The 17,643-nt window shown below is 72.7% G+C and carries 18 protein-coding genes; 7 read left to right on the top strand and 11 right to left on the bottom strand.

The window, feature by feature from the left end:
- The first annotated feature begins 16 nt into the window (after positions 1-16).
- Positions 17-1,321: an MFS transporter gene (locus ACYVK7_RS06075; protein WP_460886784.1), complete on the top strand. Its 1,305-nt coding sequence runs from the start codon at positions 17-19 to the stop codon at positions 1,319-1,321.
- 69 nt (positions 1,322-1,390) lie between these two features.
- Here the strand turns inward: ACYVK7_RS06075 and mqo are convergent, their stop codons facing one another.
- The 8 genes from mqo to ACYVK7_RS06035 all read right to left on the bottom strand — a co-directional run bounded on the left by mqo (position 1,391) and on the right by ACYVK7_RS06035 (position 7,898).
- Positions 1,391-2,890, bottom strand: coding sequence for a malate dehydrogenase (quinone) (gene mqo / locus ACYVK7_RS06070; RefSeq protein ID WP_460886783.1), 1,500 nt, complete (start codon positions 2,888-2,890; stop codon positions 1,391-1,393).
- Between the two features lie 152 nt (positions 2,891-3,042).
- Positions 3,043-3,720, bottom strand: a complete 678-nt coding sequence (locus ACYVK7_RS06065) for a maleylpyruvate isomerase family mycothiol-dependent enzyme (protein WP_460886782.1) — start codon at positions 3,718-3,720, stop codon at positions 3,043-3,045.
- A gap of 42 nt (positions 3,721-3,762) precedes the next feature.
- A complete protein-coding gene (locus ACYVK7_RS06060) occupies positions 3,763-4,416 on the bottom strand; it encodes a pyridoxine/pyridoxamine 5'-phosphate oxidase (protein ID WP_460886781.1) in 654 nt (217 codons plus the stop codon).
- A complete protein-coding gene (locus ACYVK7_RS06055) occupies positions 4,413-4,973 on the bottom strand; it encodes a TetR/AcrR family transcriptional regulator (protein WP_460886780.1) in 561 nt (186 codons plus the stop codon). The genes ACYVK7_RS06060 and ACYVK7_RS06055 overlap by 4 nt, the downstream gene beginning before the upstream one ends.
- A 68-nt stretch (positions 4,974-5,041) precedes the next feature.
- On the bottom strand, positions 5,042-5,260 hold the full coding sequence (locus tag ACYVK7_RS06050; RefSeq protein WP_460886779.1) for an SCO4848 family membrane protein: 219 nt from the start codon (positions 5,258-5,260) through the stop codon (positions 5,042-5,044).
- Between the two features lie 120 nt (positions 5,261-5,380).
- Positions 5,381-6,586, bottom strand: a complete 1,206-nt coding sequence (locus tag ACYVK7_RS06045; protein WP_460886778.1) for a GNAT family N-acetyltransferase — start codon at positions 6,584-6,586, stop codon at positions 5,381-5,383.
- Positions 6,587-6,627: 41 nt separating this feature from the next.
- On the bottom strand, positions 6,628-7,263 hold the full coding sequence (locus tag ACYVK7_RS06040) for a GNAT family N-acetyltransferase (RefSeq protein WP_460886777.1): 636 nt from the start codon (positions 7,261-7,263) through the stop codon (positions 6,628-6,630).
- A 95-nt stretch (positions 7,264-7,358) separates the two neighbouring features.
- On the bottom strand, positions 7,359-7,898 hold the full coding sequence (locus ACYVK7_RS06035) for a GNAT family N-acetyltransferase (RefSeq protein ID WP_460886776.1): 540 nt from the start codon (positions 7,896-7,898) through the stop codon (positions 7,359-7,361).
- An 86-nt stretch (positions 7,899-7,984) separates the two neighbouring features.
- On the opposite strand from ACYVK7_RS06035, the gene ACYVK7_RS06030 reads away from it, so the two are divergent.
- The 5 genes from ACYVK7_RS06030 to ACYVK7_RS06010 all read left to right on the top strand — a co-directional run bounded on the left by ACYVK7_RS06030 (position 7,985) and on the right by ACYVK7_RS06010 (position 12,470).
- Positions 7,985-9,373, top strand: a complete 1,389-nt coding sequence (locus ACYVK7_RS06030; RefSeq protein WP_460886775.1) for an MFS transporter — start codon at positions 7,985-7,987, stop codon at positions 9,371-9,373.
- A gap of 19 nt (positions 9,374-9,392) precedes the next feature.
- Entirely contained in the window at positions 9,393-10,238 is an 846-nt protein-coding gene (locus ACYVK7_RS06025; RefSeq protein ID WP_460886774.1) for a siderophore-interacting protein, read from the top strand.
- Between the two features lie 200 nt (positions 10,239-10,438).
- Complete coding sequence (locus tag ACYVK7_RS06020; protein WP_460886773.1) at positions 10,439-11,401, top strand: hypothetical protein; 963 nt, start codon at positions 10,439-10,441, stop codon at positions 11,399-11,401.
- 113 nt (positions 11,402-11,514) lie between these two features.
- A complete protein-coding gene (locus ACYVK7_RS06015) occupies positions 11,515-11,934 on the top strand; it encodes a VOC family protein (RefSeq protein WP_460886772.1) in 420 nt (139 codons plus the stop codon).
- Complete coding sequence (locus ACYVK7_RS06010; protein WP_460886771.1) at positions 11,931-12,470, top strand: GNAT family N-acetyltransferase; 540 nt, start codon at positions 11,931-11,933, stop codon at positions 12,468-12,470. The genes ACYVK7_RS06015 and ACYVK7_RS06010 overlap by 4 nt, the downstream gene beginning before the upstream one ends.
- A gap of 111 nt (positions 12,471-12,581) precedes the next feature.
- Here the strand turns inward: ACYVK7_RS06010 and ACYVK7_RS06005 are convergent, their stop codons facing one another.
- From ACYVK7_RS06005 to ACYVK7_RS05995, 3 genes are all read right to left on the bottom strand, one after another.
- On the bottom strand, positions 12,582-13,505 hold the full coding sequence (locus ACYVK7_RS06005; RefSeq protein ID WP_460886770.1) for an NADP-dependent oxidoreductase: 924 nt from the start codon (positions 13,503-13,505) through the stop codon (positions 12,582-12,584).
- A 61-nt stretch (positions 13,506-13,566) separates the two neighbouring features.
- Positions 13,567-14,556: an SMP-30/gluconolactonase/LRE family protein gene (locus ACYVK7_RS06000; RefSeq protein WP_460886769.1), complete on the bottom strand. Its 990-nt coding sequence runs from the start codon at positions 14,554-14,556 to the stop codon at positions 13,567-13,569.
- A 122-nt stretch (positions 14,557-14,678) separates the two neighbouring features.
- Complete coding sequence (locus ACYVK7_RS05995; RefSeq protein WP_460886768.1) at positions 14,679-17,177, bottom strand: ATP-dependent DNA ligase; 2,499 nt, start codon at positions 17,175-17,177, stop codon at positions 14,679-14,681.
- A 131-nt stretch (positions 17,178-17,308) separates the two neighbouring features.
- Here ACYVK7_RS05995 and ACYVK7_RS05990 point away from each other — a divergent pair, with 131 nt between their 5' ends.
- Complete coding sequence (locus ACYVK7_RS05990; protein ID WP_460886941.1) at positions 17,309-17,602, top strand: glutaredoxin family protein; 294 nt, start codon at positions 17,309-17,311, stop codon at positions 17,600-17,602.
- Positions 17,603-17,643 lie beyond the last annotated feature (41 nt).

Here is a 17,643-nt window from a genome sequence, read left to right as displayed (position 1 = left end):
GGTATAGCGTGCTCGCATGACGACGTCGACCGCTCTTCCGGGTGCCACCGTGTCCCTCGCGCGCAACCGTGCCTTCGGCCTCCTGTGGCTGGGGGAGGGCGTGAGCGTGGTGGGCAACGCGACCACCTCGGCGCTGCTGCCCCTGCTCGCGGTGACGCAGCTCGACGCCGGGCCGGCCTGGATGGGCCTGATCACCGCGGCGGCGTGGCTGCCGTGGCTGGTGATCGGGCTGCCGGTGGGGGCGTGGGTCGACCGGCTCCCTGCCCGGACAGTGATGATCGTCGCGAACCTGGCGGCCGCCGTCTCGCTCGCGAGCGTGCCCGTGGCGTTCGCACTCGGCGTCCTCACCCTGCCTCAGCTCGTGGTGGTCGGCATGGTGGGCGGGATCTGCACCGTGTTCTTCCGCACGGCCTACCAGGTGTTCCTGCCCGAGGTGGTGCCGGCGGGCCAGCTCGAGTCGGCGAGCGCACGCCTCTTCGGCACCGAGTCCGCAGCGAACGTCGCCGGTCCGGGTCTCGGTGGCCTGCTGGCGCAGTGGCTGACGGCGGCACTCGGGCTCGCGCTCGACGCGGTGACGTTCCTCTGGTCGGCGCTGTGCCTGTGGCGCATCAAGATGGAGCGCTCGGTCAGCCGTGCCGCCGGCCGGGCCGAACCGCTCGCGGCGCGCATCCGGGAAGGGGTCGAGCTCGTCCGCCGGGACCGCTACATCCCGTGGTTCGTCGGCATGGGCGGTGCGTCGAACTTCGGGCTCACCGGTTACGGAGCGCTTCTGGTCCTGTTCCTGGTGCGCGACCTCGGGCTCTCCGAGGCGGGTGTCGGCGCAGTGCTCGCGCTCGCCGGCGCGGGTGGGGTGCTCGGCGCCGTCGTCGCCCCGTCCCTGAGCGCGCGCCTCGGGAGCGGGCGGGCCTCCACCGTCCTGCTCGTGGTCTCCGGCCCCACGGCCCTGCTCGTCGGCGCGGGGCTACCAGGGTGGGGCGCGGCGATCAGCGGCGCCGGCGGCTTCCTGGTCGGCCTGTGCGTGGTGGCGGGCAACGTGGTCCGCAACGCGTGGCGGATCCGCTACGTGCCGGCCGGGCTTCGCGGGCGCGTGATGACCGTGATGCAGGTGGTCAACTTCGGCACCATGCCCGTCGCGGGCATCACGGCGGGGTGGCTCGGCGGTGTGCTCGGCGTCCGCGAGACCATCCTGCTGATGGCGGCGGTCCACTGCCTGGCCACGTGGAGCGTGCTGCTCTCGCCGTTGGCGAGGATGCGCGAGCTGCCGGCCGGCCCGCTGGGTGGTGAGCGGGCGGCTCCGCCCGGGGGCGCCGGACGAACGTAGGGGTGGTCGCTCTCCCGGGGCTGAGAGTGCGACCACCCCTACGTTCGGTGGCTCCGAAACCGCCGAGGCTCAGGCCCCCGCGGGGACCCGCTGGTCGAAACCGCCGGTGAGCTGGCCCGTGTCGTAGTCCGCGCCGCCGCCAAGGCTGGGCATCATCGAGGTGAGCTGCGGCTTCCACTCGCCGTACTTCTCGGGGAAGCAGCGCTCCAGCAGCCCGGTCATGGCCGCGACGGCGGTCGAGGCACCCGGTGAGGCGCCCAGCAGGCCGGCGATGGTGCCGTCCTGGGCCGCCACGACCTCGGTGCCGAACTCGAGCACGCCGCCCTTGCCCTTGACCCACTTGATGACCTGGACGCGCTGGCCGGCGGTGATCTTCTCCCAGTCGCCCGGCTGCGCCGTCGGCATGAACCGCTGCAGCTCGTGGAACTTGGTCTCCGGGGCGGCCGCGACCTGGCCCACCAGGTAGCCGGTGAGGTCGAGGTTCTTCACGCCCGCGCCGAGCATCGAGAACACGTTGTGCGCCCGCAGCGACGTGACCAGGCCCAGGTACTTGCCCTTCTTGAGGTACTTGGGGCTGAACCCGGCGTACGGGCCGAACATCAGGTAGCTCTTGCCGTCCACGATGCGCGTGTCCAGGTGGGGCACCGACATCGGCGGTGCGCCGACGTCGGCCTTGCCGTAGACCTTGGCCTGGTGCTGGGCGACGATCTCCGGGTTGTCCGTGCGCAGGAACTCGCCCGAGATCGGGAAGCCGCCGTAACCGCGCGCCTCCTTGATGCCCGACGCCTGCAGCAGCGGCAGCGCGCCACCGCCGGCACCGACGAACACGAACTTGGCGGTGACGGTGCGGCGCCGGGTCCCGGCGTTCCAGGAACGGTCACGCAGGTTCAGGCGCCAGCGGCCGTCGCGGAGCTTCTTGAGCCCGCGGACCTCGTGGTTCAGGTGCAGCTCGGTGTTGTGCGCGGTCGAGAAGTCGACGAGCTTCTTGGTGAGGGAGCCGAAGTCGACGTCGGTCCCCGCGGCGGCGCGGGTCGCGGCGATCGGCTCGTCGGTGTCGCGGTCCAGGGTCATCAGCGGCGCCCAGCGGCCGATGACGGCCGGGTCCGAGCTGAACTCCATGTCGCTGAACAGCGGGTGCACACTCAGGGCCTCGTAGCGGCGACGCAGGAAGTCGACGTTGTCGGCGCCGCGCACGAACGTCATGTGCGGCGTGACGTTGATGAAGTCCGTGCCCTCCATCAGCCCGGCGGTCAGCAGGTGGTTCCAGAACTCGCGGGAGGTGTGGAACTGCTCGTTGATCGTCACCGCCTTGGAGATGTCGACGGAGCCGTCCTTGCGCTCGGGCGTGTAGTTCAGCTCGCACAGCGCGGAGTGGCCGGTGCCCGCGTTGTTCCACGGGTTCGACGACTCGAGCGCTACCTCGTCGAGCCGCTCGTAGATTCCGATACGCCAGGTCGGCTCGAGGATCGTGAGCAGCGCGCCGAGCGTGGCACTCATGATCCCTCCGCCGATCAGCGCGACGTCTACCTCTTCGGTCGGACGCGGGGCGCTCTGGTGGTAAGAAGTCACGTCAAGAACGATAGCGGGCTTGTGAAAAGCGGAACGAGCGCTGTGGCACGAATCACGTGCTCCGGTCCGTGACCTCCCTCACGCTCGTTCCGCACGGCTTACCGCGGCGGCACGGCTTACCGCGCCGGCACGGCTTACCGCGCCGGCACGGCTTACCGCGCCGGCACGGCGGACGGCCAGGGGCCGAGCTCCGGCAGGTCACCCGGCAGGGGCGTCGCCGGGACACGTCCGGCGAGCCACGCCGTGACGTCCCGGGGATCGCCGTCGATGTCGGCGACCGAGACGCCGTCGGGCAGCCGGACCGCCAGGAACTCCCGCAGGTGGGCGCACAGCGCGTCGTCCCAGGTCTCGTACCCCACCGCCTGCGCGGTGCCCGCCAGCGCGTCCACGCCGTGGATCCGAACCTCGCGCCACCACGCGAGCAGGCAGCCGGACAGCGGTCCGCCGCGATACCCGCTCGGTGCGTCCCAGAGCGGGGACCCGGGCTCGGGCCAGGCCTGCGCGACGTCGGCACGGAGGCGTTCGAGGACCGCCACGTGCTCCGCGACCGAACGTCCGGCGCCCGCCTCGATCCCGGCATCGCGCGCCTCCTGGCTCGCGTAGACGGGTACCACCTCGCCGCGTTCGGCGGCCCGCGCCTGGCGCACCATCGCCCCGCCGATCCCCGCGACGTGGGACAGGACGTGCCCGCGGCTCCAGCCCGCCAGGGGCGACGGCCCGGCGAGGTCCTCGTCCGTCAGGTGCCGGACGGCGGCCAGCAGCGCGTCGATCCCCGCCGTCGAGTCGGCCAGGGCGTGGGAGATCAGGTCGGTGCTCGTGCTCGTGGTCATCGGTGTCTCTCCGTCGTAGCAGGCGGTCGGGAAAATCGTCGGTCAGGGCCAGAGCAGGCCGGTGGACCAGCCGGTGGCGTCCGCGCGGTAGAGCAGACGGGTGTTCGGGCCGTCATCCGGTGCCTGCCAGAACTCGACCTCGGTGGGCGTGAGCACGTACGCGGTCCAGTCCGGGGCAGCCAGCTCCGGGTCGGCACTGACGACGCGCAGGGCCTCGGCGAACGCCTGGTCGTACTCCCGCAGGGACGCCAGCGGTTCGCTCTGGTGGTTGACCAGACCGGCGGCACGGGAGGCGTCCGGCCGGGCGAGGAAGTCCGCACGGCTCGCCTCCGCCCCCGCCGGCGCGGCACTGCCCGTGACCTTGACCTGGCGGCCCAGCTCCGGCCAGAAGAACGTCAGGGCGGCGTGCGGGTTGGCCGCCAGGTCCCGCCCCTTCGGGCTCGTGGACTGCGACGCGAACCACCAGCCGTCCGCCGTCACGTCCTTGAGGAGAAGGGTGCGGGCGTGGACGTGCCCCGCGGCGTCGGCGGTCGAGAGCGTCGCCGCGTGTGCGGCGAGCAGGCCCGCCTCGATCGCGTCGTCCGTCCAGGCCACGAACAGCTCGTGCGGTGTGGCCGGCACGGCGTCCGTGTCGAGGGCCGGGAGGCCCGGCCGAGCGAAGGTGGGCAGCGCGCGGAGGCGCTCGCGGAAGGTCATGTGGGTTCCTTCTGGGTCAGCAGGCCGACGAAGCCGCGCACGGCGGCTGCCAGCGCGTCCGGGTTCTGCGTGGCGCGGGCCAGGACGTACCCGCCCTGGATGATGGCGAGGGCGGCGTGCGCGCGGTCGCCTGCGACGTCGTCTGGCAGGCCCGTCTCCCGGAAGATGCCGGTGACGACGCGGAGCAGCCGCACGAAGTAGGCGTCGAGCACGTCGTGCAGGCCCTCGTCGTCCATCACCGCCTGGTCGGCGGTGAGGCGGCCGATCTTGCAGCCCGCCAGCCCGTCACGTGGCCGCTCGAGGTAGGCGACCAGGCGCTCGATCGCGGGGGAGTCGCTGTCCAGCGTGCGCATCGCCAGGGCGAGCGCCTGGTCCACGGTGGCGCCCACCGCGGCGGCGGCGAGATCGTGCTTGGTGGGGAAGTGGTGGTAGAGGCTGCCCTGCCCGACGCCGGACGCCGCCATGACCGCCCGCGGGCTCGTCGGCCCGACGCCCTGGGCCGCGAAGAGCTCCTGGGCGGCGCCCACCAGGCGGTCGCGCGCTGTGCTCGTGCTCATGACCGCACCATACCTACCTCCAGGTATGGTCGCAACGGACGGGTGCCGGGATCACCCGGCGGCCCGGGTCAGAGCAGCGTCAGCACGCCCAGCACGCCGACGGCCAGCGCCAGGGTGAGCGAGACTGCGATCAGCACGGTGTGCACCGTGAGGAACCTCGTCGCCCGGCCGTCCGCGTCGCGGGACCGGGGGTCGGCGGCGATGCGCTGCCAGAACCGCGGCCAGATGAGCAGGTTCCACGCGCCGGTGAGAACAAGGACGACGGACCAGGCAACCGGAATATCCACCCGCCCAGTATGTGCGCGTGGTCCGCGCGCCGGAAACGCACCGACGGGGTTGAGCACAGCAGCTGCTGCCACGACGTCCGTGGCGTCGGCAGCGGATGCTGTGCTCAACGGGGCTGCGGGTTAGAAGTAGTCGCGGACGTGGACGGGGCGGGACGCGAACAGGGCGGTCAGGACGTCGTCGTGGGCGGCGTCGCCGGTCAGGTGGCCCGCGAACCGCAGGTTGCCCGCCGGCTGCGCCCCCGCGTAGAGCAGCGCCAGCCCGTTCGGGCTCAGTACCGGACGCTCGTGGTGCGCGTCCTCGAGGGCGACGGTGTCGCGCTCGAGGCGGGTGACGCCGTCGGACACGGTCAGGGTCCAGGCGCCCGCGAGGTCCTGGGCGCCGCGGACCGCGAACGGGACCCGCGCACCCTCGAGCGGCGAGCGCACGCCGCCCAGCGCGCCGGCCACGTCCAGCACCCGCAGCATGTACGGGTGGGCCGAGTGGACCGTCGTGGTCAGGTTGGGCAGCACCAGCCATGCGGGATCGAGGCCCGACGTCGACACCCGCGCCGTGCCCACCACCGTCGAGAAGCTGCCGATCGTGCGCCACAGGGCCCTCGCCGCGTCGGGCGTCAGGGCGATGAGGTCGTCGACCTCCATGACGGCGCTGGACGGCGTGAACCCCTCGCCCCGGATCCAGCTCGCGAAGCCGACCACGTCGCCCGCGCCGTCGACGGCGAGCGTGACGCCCGTGTAGTCGGCGAAGAACTTCTCGGGCGGGGTCCAGAACGGCTTCTCCGCCCGTGAGACAGGGCCGTTCTGCGCGGCGGCCCAGGTGCGGTGGACCGCGGTGATCGCGTCGAAGTCCGCGACTCCCGCCCGCCGCGTGACCACGCCGCCGGGCGCCGCCACCCGGGCCAGCTCCGGCAGCGGGACGTCGACGTCGTCGAACGAGCCGATCACCTCGTAGCCGAGCCCGCGGTAGATGCCCGGCGCGCTCGGGTAGAGCGTGGAGACCACGTCGCCGCGCTCGCGCGCCTCGTCGAGGGCAGCCGCGAAGAGCCGCGTGAGGTGGCCGGAGCCGCGACGTTCCGGCTCGACGGCGACCCCGGCGACCCCCGCCGTCGGCACCCGTGCCCCGTGGAACCATGACGTGAACCCGTACACCCGCAGGCGGGCGGCCATGCCGTCGTCGTCGAACGCCGCCCACTCGCGGAAGCCTGCGGCTGCCCACTCCTCGCGGGTCGGTACTGCGCGACCGCCTTCCGGCGTGCCGAAGGCCTCGCCGCCGAGGCGGGTGTAGTCCGGCTGGTCGGCGTACTCGACGGGGCGCACGGTAATACTCATGCTGCCGACCTTAGACGGGGTCCGGCGGGCCGTGCGGGCGCTCAGTCGCCGAAGTAGGCGACCAGCTCCTCGGCGGGGTGAGGCCGCAGCAGCGGGGTGCGCGTGACCTCGAGCGGCTCGGGAGTGAGCAGGCCGGGCAGCTGGGCGTCGGCAGTGCGGTCACCCGGGGTGATCCCGTCGTCCGAGACGAGGTCACGCTGGAAGAGCACGGCGTCGTGCCACTGGCCCAGCTTCCAGCCGATCTTCTCGAAGGTGCCCGCCCGGTGGAAGCCCGCTGCCTCGTGCAGCGCGATGGCCGGGTCGTTCGGCAGCACGATGCTCGCGACGGCGCGGTGGTACCCGCGGTGTGCGAGCCGGGTCAAGAGGGTGTCGTAGAGGGCCCGGCCGCCGCCGCGCCGCTGATGGTCGGCCGCGACGTACACGTTGGTCTCGAGCGTCCAGCGGAACGTGGGGCGGTCCGCGAACGGCTTGGCGTAGGCGAAGCCGTTGACGGCGCCCTCCGTCTCGAGCACCAGCCACGTCTCGCGGCCGAAGAACCGCTCGATGCGGCGCGTCATCGCGCGGGCGTCCGGCGGGCTCGTCTCGAAGGTCGCCGCCGAGTCGGCGACGAAAGGGGCGTAGATCGCGGCGCAGGCTGCGGCGTCGTCTGGTGTCGCGACGCGGACGATGCTGTCCATGGACGGATCCTGCCGTGAACCGGCGGCGCGCGATGATCGCAGCGCGGGCTTGACGGCGGTGGACTGAGCAGGTAGTTCGAGGGAGCCCGGCCGGCTCAGGAGGTCTCGCCCGCCGGCGGTGCGCCGTCGAGACGGGGCGCGAGGTCCTTCTGCAGCCGGGCGACGTCGTGCCACCGGCCGTGCTTCCAGCCGATGGCGCGGAGCGTGCCCACCATCTCGAAGCCCAGGGCGGCGTGCAGGCCGAGGCTTGCCTCGTTCGGGAGGGCCAGGCCGGCCACGGCACGGCGGTAGCCGCGCTCGGCCAGCCGTTCGAGGAGCGCCTCGTACAGTGCCCGCCCCGCGCCGGTCCGACGCCGGCCGGCCTCCAAGTAGACACTGGTCTCGACCGACCAGCGGTAGGCCTCGCGCGGCGAGTACGGCGCGCCGTAGGCGAAGCCCACCACGTGCCGCCCTGCGGCGTCCTGCGCGACGAGCCACGCGTGCCGGGCCGTGCAGCTCGCGATGCGACGCGCCATCTCCTCGGTGCTCGGCGGCTCCGTCTCGAAGCTGACGTGCGTGTGGCGCACGTAGTGGCCGTAGATCTCGGCGCAGGCCGCGGCGTCGTCCGGGGACGCGTCCCGGATGGTCAGGTCCATGAGCTGATCGTGCCCGACCTTCGGGCCAGAGCGAAGCGCCGGACCGCGCCGGGGCGGGTGTCGGTGGGTGGGCATAACGTGTGCCCGTGACCACGCTGCAGAGACGGGTGCTCCTCGTCGCCATCCTCGGCTCGTTCGTGTCGTTCCTCGACGGCACGGTCGTGAGCGTGGCGCTGCCCGCCATCGCGCGGGAGCTCGGGGGGCCGGGGGTCGAGGGGCTGGCCCTGCAGCAGTGGGTGGTCGACGCGTACCTGGTCACGCTCGGCGCGCTGATGCTGGTGGCCGGGTCGGTGTCCGACGTCTACGGCAGACGCCGGGTGCTGGCCGCCGGGCTCGTCGGCTTCGGGGTCGCCTCGGTGCTCTGCGCGCTCGCGCCTACCGGTCCGGTGCTCGTCATCGCGCGCGCTCTCCAGGGCGTGGCGGGCGCCCTGCTGGTGCCGAGCTCGCTCGCCCTGATCGTCGCGACCTTCGGCGGAGAGGCGCAGGCCCGCGCGATCGGCCGGTGGACGTCGTGGACCACCGCCGCGATGATCGTCGGCCCGTTCGTCGGCGGCATGCTGGTCGACTTCGCGTCCTGGCGCTGGGTGTTCTGGATCAACGTGCCCGTCATCGCACTGACGCTCTGGCTGCTGCGTGGGGTGCCCGCGGCGGAGGGCGAGCCGGGGCGGCGGATCGACGTCCTGGGTGCGGCGCTGGCCGCGTTCGGGCTCGCGGGCGTGGTGTTCGGGCTCATCGAGGGGGAGCGGCTCGGGTGGACGTCACCGGCCATCCTCGGGTCCGTGCTCGTGGGCGCCGCGATGCTGGTCGCCTTCGTGCTCCACCAGCGGCGGGCCGCCGACCCGATGCTGCCGCTGCGGCTGTTCGGTGCGCGCAACTTCGCGTGGGGCAACCTCGCCACCTTCGCGATCTACGGAGCGCTCTCCCTGGGCGGCTTCGTCCTCACGCTGTTCCTGCAGCAGGTCGCCGGGTACTCCGCCACGTGGTCCGGGGTGGCGCAGCTGCCGACCACGTTCGCGATGATCCTGCTGTCGGCCTGGTTCGGGACGCTCGCCGGCCGGTACGGCCCGCGGCTGTTCATGAGCCTGGGCCCGTTCGTCGCGGCGGTCGGGTTCCTGCTGATGCTCATGATGGACGAGACCGCGTTCTACCCCACCCAGGTGCTGCCCGGCCAGCTCGTGTTCGGGCTGGGCCTCTCGATCACCGTGGCGCCGCTGACGGCGGCCATCCTCGGCGCCGTCCCGACCCACGACGCGGGCATCGGCTCCGCGGTGAACAACGCCATCTCGCGGGTGGCCGGCCTGGTGACCGTGGCGTTCGCCGGCATCATCACCGGCGGCGTGCTCGACGTCGCGTCGTTCCACCGTGCGCTCGTCGTCACCGCCGCCCTGCTCGTGGTCGGCGGGCTGCTCTCCCTGGTGGGAATCCGTAACGCGCGCGGGGTGGATCCGGACCAGGCCCTGGTCAAGCCGACTTAGGTGTGCCTAACCTCAGTACATGGCACACAAGGGGCGCAAGGCGGTCGATCCGCACGTCGTGATGGCCGAGGTCGTCAACACCAAGCGGGTCACACCGAACATGATGCGCGTGACGCTCGGCGGCGACGAGCTCGCGCGGCTCACGCCGGCCGGCTACGACCAGTGGTTCCGCCTCTTCCTGCCGCGTGCCGGCCAGGACATGCTGCGCCTGCCGAAGCGTACGTCAGGGCTCTGGTACGCGGAGTACCTCACCACCCCGAAGGCCCGACGGCCCTGGGTGCGCAACTACACCGTCCGCGCGGCACGGCCCGACCTGACCGAGATCGACGTCGACTTCGTGCTCCACGGCGGCACCGACGAGGGAGCCGGCGTCACGGCCGGGCACGGCCCGGGTGCGGGCTTCGCCCGGGCCGCCGAGCCGGGGCTACGGGTCGGCATCCTCGACCAGGGCATCTCCTACGACGAGCGCCATGAGCACGACTGGACGCTCCTGGTGGCCGACGAGTCCGGGCTGCCTGCCGTCGCGGGCATCTGCGAGTCCCTCCCCGCGGACGCCCGTGGGATCGCCGTCGTCGAGGTGCCCACGGCAGGGGACAGACAGGAGATCCGGGCGCCGTCCGGCGTCGAGCTGCGGTGGGTGGTCCGGTCCGACGCCGACCCGCACGCCGTACCGGGCCAGGCCGCGCTCGCCGAGCTGCGGGGCCTTGAGCTCGCCGGCCTCGGCACCGAGGTGTACGCGTTCACGGTCGGTGAGTCGTCGCTGGCCACCGGCGCGCGCCGGTACCTGGTGAACGAGTGCGGGGTGCCCAAGACGCACGTGGACTTCGTGGGCTACTGGCGGCACGGGCGCTCGTCCCCGGGCTGAGGGCTGGGCCCGCCGGGCGTGGTCGGTAGAACGTCAGGTGATCGGCAACTCGGGTTACCGATCACCTGACGTTCTACCGACCACCGGTTCGTGTGGTGGCCGGGCAGAGAGCGCGACCACACGCGCTGGTCTCGCAGGGTTGTGCACAGTGCGCCCGGTGGACCGTCATCCGGGAGGGGAGGCTGAGCGAACCTCGTGGGATGAACGAAGCAGAGATCGTCCTGGCCCGCGAGCACGATCGCGAGGCGCTGCGCCGTGCCGTGCGGGACCAGAGGTTGGAGAGAGTTCGCCGAGGGGCTTATCGCGCTCGCCGGGGCACGACCGGTGACCGGTACCAGGACGCCAGGGACCGGGCGGTCGCACGAGTCGTCGCCGTGAGCTCTCAGGTTCGCCACGCCGTGGTGAGTCACGAGTCGGCGGCCCTGGTGCACGGGCTGCGCCTGTGGCAGCAGCCCGAGCGCGTCCACGTCATCCAGGCGTACCGGGCGTCGTCGGCGTCCGCCCGTGATGTCGCCCGGCACCGTCTAGCGCTGGCCGATCACGAACGGACCACCCTCGGCGGCGTGCCGGTGACCACCCTCGGCCGCACCGTCGCGGACTGCTGCGTCTCGCTGCACCCGTTGCTCGCGCTCGTCATCGCGGACCACGCGCTCGCCCTGGGCGTCGACCTCGAGGCCGTGCGTGAGATCGTCACGGGGATGCGGGACGTGCGCGGCCGCCGTCGGGCGCTCCTGGTCCTCGACCTGGCGGACCCGGGGGCGGAATCGGCCTGGGAGACCTGGTTGCGCTACCTGGTGCTGCGGGCCGGTCTGCCCCGACCGGCCACACAGCTACGGGTGCGCACGCCGCACGGCGAGTTCCGGGCCGACCTCGGTTGGGAGCAGTTCCGGCTGCTCGCCGAGTTCGACGGGCGCGTCAAGTACGTCCCGGGGGCGCTGGGACCGCGGTACGACGCCGGCCGTGCGCTGTTCGACGAGAAGCGTCGCGAGGACCACCTCCGGGAGGAACGCTGGGCGGTGGTACGCGTGACGTCGTCGGACGGTGCGGGTCCGGCGCTCGCCCGGGTGCTGCGCCACGTGCCGGACGAGGCGCGCGCGGACCTGACCCCGAGACGCCTCCTCCTGCCACCGCCGCTCCGGGCAGGTAGCGCGGGTGGTCGGTAGAACGTCAGGTGATCGGCAACCCGGGTTACCGATCACCTGACGTTCTACCGACCACTCGGGGCGGCGCCGCCAAAACCCTTGGGTGCGGGGTTCTGTCATGTCAGGGTTTTCCGATGGTTTCCTTCATCTCCCACCTGACCATCGACTGCTCCGACGCCTACTCGCTCTCGGAGTGGTGGAAGCCGGTGCTCGGCTACGTCGACGAGCCCGGCGACCCGAACCTGCCCGGCCACGACGAGTGCCTGCTCGTCGACCCCGCGGGCAAGGGCATGACCGTCCTGTTCATCGAGGTGCCCGAGGCCAAGTCGGTGAAGAACCGGCTGCACCTCGACCTGCGCCCGCGCGCGGACCTGCGGGACACCGAGATCGAGCGCGTGATCGCGCACGGCGCCACGGTCGTGGCCGACCACCGCGGGAAGTACGGCCCCGGTACCGGCTGGGTGGTGCTCGCCGACCCCGAGGGGAACGAGTTCTGCATCCTCCGCTCGCAGGAGGAGGTCGAGCAGCAGGCCGCGCCGGCGACCGACGCATGAGCGACTGGCGGATCCGGCCCGAACGGCCGGAGGACTTCGCCGCCGTACGGCGGGTGCTGGTCGCGGCGTTCGGCGACGACGAGGTCGCCGACGGCGTGGACCGGATCCGCACGTCGTGGATCCACCGCCCGGCGACGTCGCTGGTCGCGGTGCGGGGCGAGGGACTGGCCGAGGAGCTGGTCGGCTGCGTCATGATCGACGGCTGCACGCTGACCGGCGAGGCGGGCGAGCGCACGGCGGCGATGCTCACCCCGCTCGCCGTCAGCCCCGGGCACCAGCGCAGGGGGATCGGCGCCGCCCTGGTGCGGGCGGCGCTCGCGGGTGCCGAGGTGGCCGGCGAGCCGCTGGTGGTGCTGGAGGGCAGCCCGGCGCACTACGGCGCGCTCGGCTTTCTCCCGGCGCGCGACCACGGGATCGAGATGCATCTGCCGGAGTGGGCCCCGGCCGAGGCGGCCCAGGTCTACCTGCTGCCGGCCTACGACCCGCAGGACCCGGGCCTGCGCGGCACGGTCGCCTACCCGCCGGTCTACGGCTGAAGCGCAAGGCACCGCGTGGTCGGCAGAACGTCAGGTGATCGGCAGCCCGAGCGGCCGATCACCTGACGTTCTACCGACCACACAGTGCGGTGCCGCACGGTGCGGCACCCGTCAGACGCGCACGACCACCTTGCCGCGGGTGTGGCCCGTCTCGTTGGCCCGGTGCGCTTGTGCGGCGTCGGCCAGGTCGAAGACCTGAGCGATCTCGACCGACAGCGTGCCGTCGTCGAAGAGCGCGGTGAGCGCGTCGAGGTCCGCCGTGGACGGGCGCACCCAGACGTAGTGCCCGCCGTGCTCGGTGCGTGCGGTGGGGTCGGCGATCGAGGCGATGGTTCCGCCGTCGGCCAGGACCTGGGCGCTGGTGGCGACGCTGTCGCCGCCGGCGAAGTCGAGGGCGACGTCGACGCCTTCGGGCGCGAGCGCGCGGACCCGGTCGGCCAGCCCGTCGCCGTAGGTCACCGGCTCGGCCCCGAGCGCGCGCAGGAACTCGTGGTTGCCCTCGCTCGCGGTGCCGATGACGCGGGCACCCAGTGCCTTGGCGAGCTGGACGCCGAACGCGCCGACGCCGCCGGCCGCCGCGTGCACCAGCACGGTCTGGCCCTCCGTCACCGCGGCGCGCTGGATCGCCTGGTAGGCGGTGAGGCCGGCGAGGGGCACCGCCGCCGCCTCCTCGAAGCTGAGGGACCTCGGCTTGTGGGCCAGGGTGCGCACGGGCGCCGCGACGAGCTCGGCGAAGGTACCGCCGCGCACCGTGTCCTTGCGCACGTACCCGTACACCTCGTCGCCGACCTGGAACTCCGGGGTGTCCAGCCCGACCTGCTCGACGACTCCCGCGACGTCCCAGCCCGGGATCGCCGGGAGCTCCGTGTCGATCAGGCCCTCCAGGTAGCCCTGGCGGATCTTCCAGTCGACCGGATTGACCGAGGCCGCCCGGACCCGGACCAGCAGGGTGTCGGGGCCGATGTGCGGGTCCGGCTGCTCGGTGAGCTCGAGGACGTCCGCACTGCCGAACTTCGAGTAGGTGATGGCTCGCATGCCTGCCACAACCCGTCCGGCGGACGTCGGTATTCCGCGCCCGCCGGACGGGCCGGCGGACTCAGTGCAGGGGCAGGCGCGTGACCCAGTACTCGGTGTCGTCCTCCGGCGGCGTGGTGAACCGGGCGTTCGGCAGGTACAGCGCCCCGGCGAAGCGCGCGATCGTGGTGGGCGTGTCGAAGTCGTCGCTGGTCCGGGTCTGCGCCACCCGGCCCTCCGTCGCCGACCGGTCGAGCCGCACCGTCGCCACCTCGTTGCGGGTGTTCTGCGCGACATAGAGGGTGCGGCCGGTCCTGAGCATCCCGTCGCCGTTGGCCAGCAGGTCGTCGCCGAGATCGACCCGGTGGGCATGCCCGTCGCCCGGGTGCACACGGAAGAGCCCGCCGGTCGTCGAGTTCACGACGAGCAGGGATCTGCCGTCGGGCGCCGTCGTGATGCCGTTGGCGTTGAACCCCTCGACCTGTTCCCAGTCGCCGTGCAGGGGCAGCTCGTCGAAGGTGTCGGTGAGCGCGCCGCCCGGACCCAGGTGGATCCGGTGGACCACGGGACGCTCGGAGTCGGTGAGGTAGGCGTAGCGGTCCGTCACGACCACGTCGTTGACGAAGCCGCCGCCGAGGTCGTAGGTCGCGAGGACCTTCCCGGTGCGCCCGTCGACGACGCGGGCGTCGCCGGCGGTGCCGCCCGCGACGAACAGCCGGCCGTGGGCGTCCACGGTGAGCCCCACCGACGGCGTCCCCGGCCCCTGGCTGATCACCTCGCCCTCGCCGGTGACGAGGTCGGCGCGGTAGATGTCGCCGTCGGCCAGCGAGCCGAACCAGGCGAACGGGCCGGCGGTGGTGATGCCCTCGGGCTGGAAGCCGTCGGGCAGCTCGATCCGGTCCGGCAGATCGATCTGGGGAAAGGGATCGCGCAGGGCGTTGACGAGCGGCTGCGCGGGGGAGCTGCTGGGGGTCGCTCCGGGTGCGGCGACTGCTGTCGCCGGGACGGCCGCGAGCGTGAGCGCGGCAAGGATGGCCGTCGGGGCGGCCAGACGCTGGGGGTGTCTGAACATCTCTGTCCTCCGTCCGTCGCAGAACACGGTACGACGACGGCCCGCGAATGGGGAGTATTGCCGTAAAAGTGTGCCAAGCGGCTGCCGCCCGGGACGCGACCGCTTCCCGGGAGCCGACTGCGTCATCCCTGACCGGGCGCCTCGACCTCGACGTCCTCGGGCGCCTTGTCCGGGCGCCAGCCGCGCCACACGGAGTGGCGCATCCGCCGCTCGCCCGAGGCGCTGCCGCTGCCCTCGGCCCAGTCCGCGTACGTCACCTCGCCCACCAGCCGGGCCGTCACCCAGCGGGCGTCCGACGCGTCCTCGGCCGGCACGCCGGACAGGCCGGGGGTCTTGCGCTCCATGCCCCGCAGCCGGTCCGTGACCTCCCTGCGCTCACGCTCGGTGAAGCCCGTGCCGACCCGTCCGACGTAGCGCAGCCCGTCACCCTGCTCGCCGTCGGGTACGGCCATGAGCAGGGAGCCCATGACCGCGGCGTTCGACCGGCCGGGGCGCCAGCCCACGATCACCACCTCCTGCATCGCGCTGTGCTTGACCTTGAGCCATTCGCGGGAGCGCCGCTGGGCGTAGGTGGACGTGCGGCGCTTGGCGACCACGCCCTCGAGCCGCAGGGTGCGTGAGGTGCGCATGGCGGCGTCGAGGTCGCCGTCGAACGCGGGTGGGAGATGGACGGGGGCCCGTGGCGTGACGAGGGACTCCAGGATCTCCCGCCGTTCGGTCCAGGGGCGGCCGGTGACGTCGTCGCCGTCGGCCTCCAGCACGTCGAAGAGCATGAGGTCCACCTGCACGCGGGCTCGCGCGCGTGCGACGTCGCGTTCCTTGCGGAGGTTGGCCCGCTGCTGGAGGCGGCGGAAGTCGGGCCGGCCGTCGCGGTCGAGGGCGACGATCTCGCCGTCGAGCACCACGGGCAGCCGGGCCGGGTCGACCTGGCCCGCGAGCGCCGCGAGCTCGGGGAAGGTGACGGTGAGGTCCTGGCCGGAGCGGCTGACCAGGCGCACCGTGTCGGGGTCCGCGACGTGGGCGAGCGCGCGGAACCCGTCCCACTTCATCTCGAACATCCAGTCGTCGGGCTGGACGAGCTCTCCGGGTGCCGCGCTGGTGGCAAGCATGGGCCGGTGCGCACTCTCGCGCTTGCTCGGTTGAGTGCTGGATCTTCGCCCCGTCCGGCCGGCGGGGGAGGGCGAAGGCCCAGCACTCAACGATCTGGGGGAGCCTGGTTGGGACTTCGTCAGGTGGATCAGCCAGTTGTTCTCCGCGTCACCGTCCCGGCCGCCCGTGCGGATCAGGGCGAGCCGCCGGGAACCGCGCTCGGCGGAGCGGAGGGTGACGATCACCTCGTCGTCGCGCCACTTCTCCAGGTCGTAGGTGCCGGAGTCCCAGATGGTCACCTCGCCGGCTCCGTACTCACCGCTCGGGATGGACCCCTCGAAGGAGCCGTACTCCAGCGGGTGGTCCTCGGTCTGGACGGCCAGGTGGTTCTTGGCGGGGTCGGTCGGTTCGCCGCGGGGGAGCGCCCAGCTGACGAGCACGCCGTCGTGCTCCAGGCGGAAGTCCCAGTGGAGGCGGCGGGCGTGGTGCTCCTGGATCACGAAGGTGGGAGCGCCGTCGGCCCGGGCGGCGTCGCTGTCGGGGCCGAACGGTTCGGGGGTCCTGGCGGGGTCGCGCTTGGCCCGGTAGGTCTCGAGCTTCTCGAAGGTGGCCAGGCGTTCCGGTGTCGGCTCGAGCGCGGAGAGGTGACCTTCCAGCAGCGGGGCGAGGAGGTCGCCGTCGGCCTCGACGCGTGCGACGACCTCGTCGGGCGTGAGCTGGGCGAGGTCCGGGTCGTCGAGCTCCTCCCAGGTTCGGGGAGCGGCGACCCAGGGCTGGTCGAGGCCGCGCAGGGAGTAGGGGGCGATGGTGGTCTTGCTGCCGTTGTTCTGGGACCAGTCCACGAGCACCTTGCCCGTGCGCAGGCTCTTGCTCATGTCGCTGACGACGAGGTCCGGGTGCTCGGACTCGAGGTAGCGCGCGAGCTCGTGGGCGACGGCGGAGACGGCGTCGGAGTCGAGGCGGGTGTCCTGGGCCTTGCCGAGCGCCGCGTACAGGTGGATGCCCTTGGAGCCGGATGTGACGGGATACGGCTCGAGACCCATGCCCTGCAGGATCTCGCGGGCCCAGCGGGCCACCTGCGCGCACTCGGCGAGGCCCGCTCCCGGTCCGGGGTCCAGGTCGAGCACCAGGCGGTCGGGGTCGAGACGGGTGCCGGTGCGGCCGAACTGCCACTGCGGGGTGTGCAGTTCGAGGGTCGCGGTCTGGCCGAGCCATGTCAGGGTCGCGAGGTCGTTGACCAGCACGTAGTCGTTGGCGGACGTCTTGTGCTGGATCGACCGTCGCTTGACCCAGTCGGGGGTGGAGGCGTCGAGGTTCTTCTGGAAGAACATCTGCCCGCCCGTTCCGTCGGGCCAGCGCTTGCGCGTGGCGGGGCGGTTGGCGGCGTGCGGGAGCAGCACGGGCGCCACCTGGGTCAGGTAGTGCAGCACCTCACCCTTGGTGGTCCCGGACGCAGGGAACAGCACCTTGTCGAGATTGCTCAGACGGAGGCGATGTCCGTCGACCATGACCGTCTGCTGCGTGGACGCCATCACACCATCGTGCCGCCGGTCGGGTTCTCGTGCCCAGGCGTCGCGGAGATCACGTGGCGGGAGGTCGTGACCGCGGCGGGAACTCCGCTAGGCTCCGGCGAGTGATTTCGGACCCTCTCGCCTTCGGCGGGATCGCAGCGCCCCTGGCGATCGCCGGTGACGCCCCGTCGGTCGCCCGACCCGAGCAGCTCACCGTCTACGGCGCCGAGTGGTGCCGCGACTGCCGCCGCAGCAAGGCGGTGCTCGACGTGCGGCGCGTCAGCTACGTCTACGTGGACCTTGCCGCCCAGCCGGCCCGAGCCGACGAGGCCGAGGCCCTGACCGGCCGAAAGACCATCCCGGTGCTGGTCTTCCCGGACGGCGAACATCTCGTGGAGCCCACCAACGCCGAGCTCTGCGCGAAGCTGGACCGCGCGGGTCTCTGACACCGGCGCGGCGGCGGCCCTCCGCCGGGCTCAGGTATCGG

Source organism: Promicromonospora xylanilytica, assembly GCF_054782895.1.
Note: the sequence above shows the minus strand (reverse complement) of the source record. Positions and strands in the feature narration are given on the sequence as shown.